Origin of the sequence: Marinobacter sp. (genome assembly GCF_035268745.1) — a bacterium.
GTDB lineage: Bacteria > Pseudomonadota > Gammaproteobacteria > Pseudomonadales > Oleiphilaceae > Marinobacter.
In genome coordinates, this window is record NZ_DATFKH010000053.1 from 131,554 (window position 1) to 138,126 (window position 6,573).

Annotated in this window: 7 protein-coding genes and 1 pseudogene; 2 read left to right on the forward strand and 6 right to left on the reverse strand. The window is 57.1% G+C overall.

Annotated features, from left to right (window positions below; translation table 11 throughout):
- Positions 1-22: 22 nt before the first annotated feature.
- The 4 genes and pseudogenes from VJ956_RS04705 to VJ956_RS16330 all read right to left on the reverse strand — a co-directional run.
- Positions 23-1,549, reverse strand: a complete 1,527-nt coding sequence (locus tag VJ956_RS04705) for a BCCT family transporter (protein ID WP_324082167.1) — start codon at positions 1,547-1,549, stop codon at positions 23-25.
- A gap of 165 nt (positions 1,550-1,714) precedes the next feature.
- Entirely contained in the window at positions 1,715-2,626 is a 912-nt protein-coding gene (locus VJ956_RS04710) for a cation diffusion facilitator family transporter (protein ID WP_324082169.1), read from the reverse strand.
- On the reverse strand, positions 2,626-3,264 hold the full coding sequence (locus tag VJ956_RS04715) for a DsbA family protein (protein ID WP_324082189.1): 639 nt from the start codon (positions 3,262-3,264) through the stop codon (positions 2,626-2,628). Before VJ956_RS04715 ends, VJ956_RS04710 begins: the two co-directional genes overlap by 1 nt.
- A 241-nt stretch (positions 3,265-3,505) precedes the next feature.
- Positions 3,506-3,595: pseudogene (locus VJ956_RS16330) on the reverse strand (cation transporter); the annotation flags it as partial.
- Positions 3,596-3,715: 120 nt separating this feature from the next.
- Between VJ956_RS16330 and VJ956_RS04720 the strand changes: the two are divergent.
- Positions 3,716-4,369: a LysE family translocator gene (locus VJ956_RS04720; protein ID WP_324082171.1), complete on the forward strand. Its 654-nt coding sequence runs from the start codon at positions 3,716-3,718 to the stop codon at positions 4,367-4,369.
- A 214-nt stretch (positions 4,370-4,583) separates the two neighbouring features.
- Positions 4,584-5,282, forward strand: a complete 699-nt coding sequence (locus VJ956_RS04725) for an SDR family NAD(P)-dependent oxidoreductase (RefSeq protein ID WP_324082173.1) — start codon at positions 4,584-4,586, stop codon at positions 5,280-5,282.
- Between the two features lie 110 nt (positions 5,283-5,392).
- On the opposite strand, the gene VJ956_RS04730 is transcribed toward VJ956_RS04725, so the two are convergent.
- Positions 5,393-6,139, reverse strand: a complete 747-nt coding sequence (locus tag VJ956_RS04730) for an amino acid ABC transporter ATP-binding protein (protein WP_324082175.1) — start codon at positions 6,137-6,139, stop codon at positions 5,393-5,395.
- On the reverse strand, positions 6,136-6,573 hold a 438-nt coding region (locus tag VJ956_RS04735; protein WP_324082177.1), incomplete at its 5' end, for an amino acid ABC transporter permease. The genes VJ956_RS04735 and VJ956_RS04730, both read right to left, overlap by 4 nt.

The window sequence follows — 6,573 nt, forward strand, 5'->3', positions numbered from 1 at the left end:
CTCACTGGCCGGCCTGCCTACTTCAATCAACACGCCCATCAGTTTCCTGATGCAGAGCTCTGAAAAGATTTATGCAGGCAAGGATCAGTATGATGGATACTGGCAACCCGGCGGCAATGGAGCCGGTCTGCAGGCTCTGAAGAGCCTGCTCGCCGCCCACAATAAGCAAGGTGGCGGCCACCGCGCCCTCTGTAATCCCCCAGATTACCCGCTGGCGTTTAGGCGAACGAGTGTTGCCCCGGGAAACCAGTGCGTCCACCACATGGGTGCCGGAGTCTGATGAGGTAATGAAATAGGTTGCAATCAGCAGGGTTGCAATACCGGATAAAAAGTATGCAAAAGGGAGTTGCTGTAAGGTTGCGTACAGGGCCACCGTAGTATCCTCCGCCACTGCGGACGCGATCCCGCTCTCGTCACTGAAAAGTTCCAGATGCAGCGCCGTTCCACCGAATACCGCCAGCCAGGCGAACACAAAGAGGCTTGGCAAGGCCAGCACTCCGGCAATGAACTCCCGGATGGTCCGGCCACGGGAGATGCGTGCAATGAAAATACCGACAAAGGGAGACCACGCCATCCACCAGGCCCAGTAGAAAATGGTCCAGTCCTTCTGCCAGTCGCCACCACCGATGGCATCGGTAGTCAGGCTCATCTGGATCAGGTTCTGGAAGTAGCCGCCAACCGAGTCAAGAAAAAAGTTGATAATGAACAGTGTGGGTCCGGCGAAGAAGACGAACACCATCAGCGCGATAGCCAGGCCGAGATTGAACTGACTGAGCCATTTCAGACCTCGGTCGAGGCCAGATAGCACCGATAACACGGCGACAAAGGTGATCGAGGCGATGATACCGACTTGAGCCCAATGGGATACCGGTAAGTCAAAGAGCACGTTCAGGCCGGTATTGAGCTGCATGGCGCCAAAACCCAGTGAGGTCGCCAGCCCGAACAGCGTGCCGAAAACAGCGAGAATGTCGATGGCATGACCGATGGGGCCATAGATCCGTTCGCCCAGCAGCGGATAGAAAATGGAACGGATGGTCAGCGGCAGCCCCTTGCGGAAACTGAAGTAAGCCACGGAAAGTCCCATTACTACATAGACTGCCCAGGCATGCAGCCCCCAGTGAAAATAGGTATAAACCATTGCATTGAGTGCCGCCGCGTCGGTCCCACCCTCTCCCACGGGCGGGTTCTGGTAATGCAGGACCGGCTCGGCCACGCTCCAGAATACCAGCCCGATGCCCATGCCGGCGCTGAAGAGCATGGAAAACCACCCCAGAAAGCTATACACAGGGCGCTCGTGTTGCTGGCCCAGACGGACGGTGCCGAAGCGGCTGAGAGCGAGCCAGATCAGAAAGCCCAGGAAGAAGCTGACAGCCAGCACGTATACCCAGCCCAGGTACTCGGTTATGAAGCCCTGAACGCTGGCAAAGACCTGGCTGGCCAACCCCGGGAAGATGACCCCGAAGCCCACAAAAAACGCCACCATGATTGCCGAGGCCGTAAAAACCGTTGGATTGACCGTGGAAAAGAACTCGCGTGTGTGACCTGTCATTTCAGCCTCCGTTAAAGACACGAGCATTAATCCCGATCAACCCGGCCCGGAGTATCTCAAATAAAATCCGGACCGAACACCGAAGACGGGCGGGAGGCGGATCAGGATTTCAGCTCTATCAGCCGGCTGGATCAGCGAGAGAGCTGATAGGGGCATACTGATGATCTATGTCACCGGGGGCAGTGGATTGCTCGGGCATTTGCTGTCGTCGCGCTCCCATTGAATGGTTGTATGCTGAATATTGAACTCCCGGGCCAGTGCCGCCGAGATGTCGTTGATAAGTTGGTCATCACCCTCCGGGTCCGGCTTCAACAGGTGAACGGTAAGGGCATTTTCGGTGGTACTGAGGGCCCAGATATGAAGGTGATGGGCAGTCTGCACACCGGGGAAATTCTCAAGACGCGCGTGAACGGTGGAGGGATCAATTCCTTTGGGGACGGCGTCGACGGCGAGGTTGACGGAGTCCTTCAGCAGTTGCCAGGTGCCCACGAAGATCACCGCCGCAATAATGAGACTGACGACGGGGTCGATCCACGTAAACCCGGTAAGCATCAGGATGAGGCCAGAAATGACCACGCCGATGGATACAGCCGTGTCCGCCGCCATGTGCAGAAAGGCACCGCGGATATTGATATCGCCTTGCTGTCCTTTGAGAAACAGCAGCATAGTGGCACCGTTTATCAGCACACCAATGCCGGCAACCACGATCACGGTCAGGCCGGCCACCTCGGCCGGGTCTGTCAGGCGCTGGATGGCCTCCCAGGTGATTCCGCCGACAGCCGCGATAAGAATCAGAGCGTTAAAAAGTGCCGCCAGAATGGTGGTCTTTTTCAGGCCGTAGGTTTTGCTGTAGGTTGCTGCCTTGCTTGCCAGCCAACTGGCGACCCAGGCCATAACCAGACCCATGACATCGCTGAGGTTATGGCCGGCATCTGCCAGCAGTGCGAGAGATCCCGATAACAGGCCATATACCGCCTCAATAATGACAAACGCTATATTCAGAATGACGGCAATGGCGAATGAGCGGTTATGAGTATTGAAATGATCAGTGTGGCTGTGATCGTGATGAGTGGCCATTATTTCAGCGCGTTCACTTCGGAAGTTACCAGATCATACAACTGCTGAGGCCCAAGCTTGCTCAATGGCTGGCCATTGACATAGAAAGTCGGCGTGCCGGTAATGCCGACTTTCTTAACGTCGGCAGCATCCTGCTGGATGATGGCATCTATTGCAGGTGAATTCATCTGACTGCGAGCCTTCTCTACATCCAGCCCGGCAGCCTCTGCAGCTTCCCAGGCGGCCTTGACCTCGGCATCGTCATGCCATTGGGGCTGTGCTTTCATGACGGCGTCAAGAACAGGCACATAAACACCCTGATTGCGGGCTGTTTCAAGAATTCGGACAGCCTCTTCCGAACCCTTGTGAAACAGCACATAGCGCAATACCAGGCGTACCTTGTCAGGATAGATACCCTGAATCTGTTTTACGTAAGGGTGCATGGCCCGGCAGCCTTCGCAGGAAGGGTCAAAGAACTCAACAATGGTAACCGGTGCGTTTTCCGGACCAATCACCGGCGAGGAGTCCCTCACCAGGGGTGATTGTTTAACGGTGGTGGACTCCGCTGGACTCCCGGATCCGTCGTAGAAAACAAAGACGGCAGCCAATACGAGCAGGCAAAATGCGCCAAGGCTCAAGGCCAGGGTGCGGGTTTTCATGTCAGATCTCCAAACAGTGCTGCCGGCGACTGCAGCATAATAACCGTCTTCCACCTTCTGCACCGCTTGCAGAACCGTTTTCTCGTCAACATCCGGTGGGCAATGCGGCGCCAGAGCGTATGCAGGCGTACTGATTTCTGTGACGGCAAGGTAAAGGATATAGAGTTCAACAACAACCATCTTTATGGTCGGCTTTTCTGTCCGCGTTACAGGCGGCGCCAGGCTCAGCCTTACCTGCCGTATTGATAGCCAGAACCATGTAGAGGACGCGGCTTTGGCGAGCCCTGAGCCGAGCCAGTTCTCCGGCTTTGTTTTCACAACAATTGTCCACCACTGCCCCTCTTTATTGCGACCTGGTAAGGATAGACTAAGGGTTATAGTCACTGAAGGATCAGGATGATGAGCCATAAATATCTGCAGCCGTTATGAGAGTCGCTACTGGTTTTGCCTCTTGTTTGAAATCCTTGCACAGCTGGAAGTCTTCATGATCCTCGCTACCTGGCTCACTGTTGTCACGATATGCATCCTGGGCGCCATGTCCCCCGGGCCGTCGCTGGCAATTGTGTTGAAACAAACGCTCACCGGTGGTCGCAGAAACGGCATGATTACTGCCATTAACCATGGCCTGGGGGTGGGTGTTTATGCCTTCCTCAGCATTCTCGGCCTGGCCGCCATGATTACGACGTCTGCGGTGGCTTTTTCTGTTCTGCAGTGGGGTGGTGCGGCCTATCTGGCATGGCTTGGCGTTAAGGGCCTGTTAGCAACGCCCCATGGCGATGGCCCGTTCCCGGAAGCAATTACGACTGCGAGTGCCGCGCGCGACGGTTTTCTGGTTGTGTTTCTGAACCCGAAAATTGCCGTATTTTTTCTGGCGCTGTTCAGCCAGGTAGTCGGAACCGACACCAGTACGCTTGCGAAGTCCGGCTACGCCGCAACTGCAATGGTCATTGATGCAGGGTGGTACATGCTAGTCGTCTGGCTGTTCTCAAGCCCTCGCTGGCTGGCAATGCTGCGCCAGAAAGCTGTGTGGTTTGAACGTCTCTTTGGTTTGGTGCTACTGGGCCTGGCCGGCCATCTGGTCGTGGGCGTTCTTGATGGGAAATGATGTTTATGGAAGGGGAGTTGGTCTTGAATTGGTACCCGTCTGGGACAGCAGCATACTGATCAGGGCCGGGAAACCTGCCGTCTCAGACTCGACAGGCATTTTGCGACGCAGGTTCCTGCCCCGGAAAGTCCGGCGCTTCCGCTCCCGACAGCGGATTTTGCCTGCTATGCTGACACACACAGTCCGCCTTTACAGCATGAACAGGAGGTAGGTTATGAGCAAAGCCTGTGTGGTAATGGGGGTTGGCCCGGGTAATGGCGAAGCTTTTGTGCGGCGATTCTGCGGTGAGGGCTTCCAGGTGGCGATGCTGGCCCGCAGCCAGGACTATCTGGAGCAGCTCGAGCAGTCGGTACCTGGCGCCCACGCGTTTGCCTGCGACCTGATGGATCCGGCGCAGATCAGCTCGGCGCTGGGGGATATCGAGAGCAGGCTCGCCCCGGTGTCGGTGATGCTGTATAACGCCGGCGGCGGTGTATTCAAGAACGTGGAGGAGGCCAGTCTGGAAGACTTCGAGGCCAACTGGCGTATCAACGTACAGGGGCTGGTGGCCGCTACCAAAGCTGCATTGCCACAGCTTCGCCAGCACGACACCGCCAGCATTATCGTGACCAGCGCCTCGGCGGCCACTCGGGGCTGGGCCAACACAGCACCCTTTGCTTCAGCCAAGGCGGCCCAGCGCAGTCTGGCCCAGTCCCTGGCACGGCAGCTTGGACCGGAGCAAATTCACGTCGCCAATGTGGTGATTGATGGCGTGGTGGATCTGCCCCGCACGCGGGAGATGCTTCCGGACAAGCCGGATCAGTTCTTCGTGAAACCGGCCGCGGTGGCTGATGCAGTCTGGAACCTTTGCCAGCAGGACCCTTCTGCCTGGACCTTCGAGCTGGATATCCGGCCTTTCGGGGAAAACTGGTAAGGGCCTCTCGCCCGGGGTTGAATCGCCAATAAAGGCGCCCCACAGGGCACTTTCAATGAGTTGGACAACAGAGTCGCTCACGGGGTATCTCCCCTGGCGCTGGTGATTGTTCATACCGGGTTGGTGGCGAGGATTTTCTTCAGGAAATCCCGGGTACGCGGGTCTTTCGGGTTGAAGAAGATCTCACCGGGCGGCCCCTGTTCCACAATCCGGCCACCGTCGATGAAGAGCACGCGGTCAGCTACGTCCCGGGCGAAAGACATCTCATGGGTGACCACCATCATGGTCTGGCGTTCTGAGGCCAGTTGTTTCATCAGCCCCAACACTTCCTCCACCCACTCCGGGTCCAGGGACGAGGTGGGCTCGTCAAACAGGATGACTTCGGCACCGGTGGCCATGGCCCGGCCGATACCAACCCTCTGTTGCTGGCCGCCGGACATGGCGGCAGGGTAGGCATCCGCCTTGTCGGCAAGGCCGATCTGCTCGAGTATTTCCCGGGCCCGTTGATAGGCTTTGTCCCTGGGCCACCGATCCACCACCAGCAAACGCTCGGCAATGTTCTGCAGTGCGGTCTTATTGGAAAACAGCGCATAGTTCTGGAACACGAACGCGGTTCGCCGGCGCATCGACAGGATGTCTGCCCGGCTGGCGCGGTTCACATCCACCGTCAGATCACCCACGGTCATCTTTCCGGCGGTGGGTTGTTCCAGAAAGTTCAGGCAACGCAGCAGGGTGGATTTCCCGGTGCCAGAAGGGCCGATGATTACCACGATTTCGCCTTTTTCGATGGCAAGGTCGATTCCGTCCAGAACCACGGTGCCGCCAAAATGTTTGCTCAGTGATTCCAGCTTGATCATCGGCTATAGGCCCTGTTGAGACGGATTTCCAGGTAGCCCTGTAGCTTGGAAAGCAGCTCCACCACAATCCAGTACATGACCGCGGCGACAATGAAGGCTTCGAAGTAGAGGAAACTGCCGGCCGCCTCTTTCTGGGTCGCCCCCATCAGTTCCGTGACCCCCAGGGTAAAGGCCAGTGAGGTGGCCTTGATCATGTCGATGAAATAGTTCATCAGCGTTGGCAGTGCCACCCGGGTCGCCTGCGGCAGAACTATCCGCCGCATCAACTGGCCGTTGGTCATTCCTATCGACAGCGCGGCTTCGGTCTGGCTGCGGTCAACACCGATAATGGCAGCGCGGATGGATTCGGCCATGTAGGCGGAAAAGTGCATGGTCAGGCCCATGATGGTCGCCGTAATGCCGTCTATCACCGTCAGTGCGCTGACCAGCTGCGG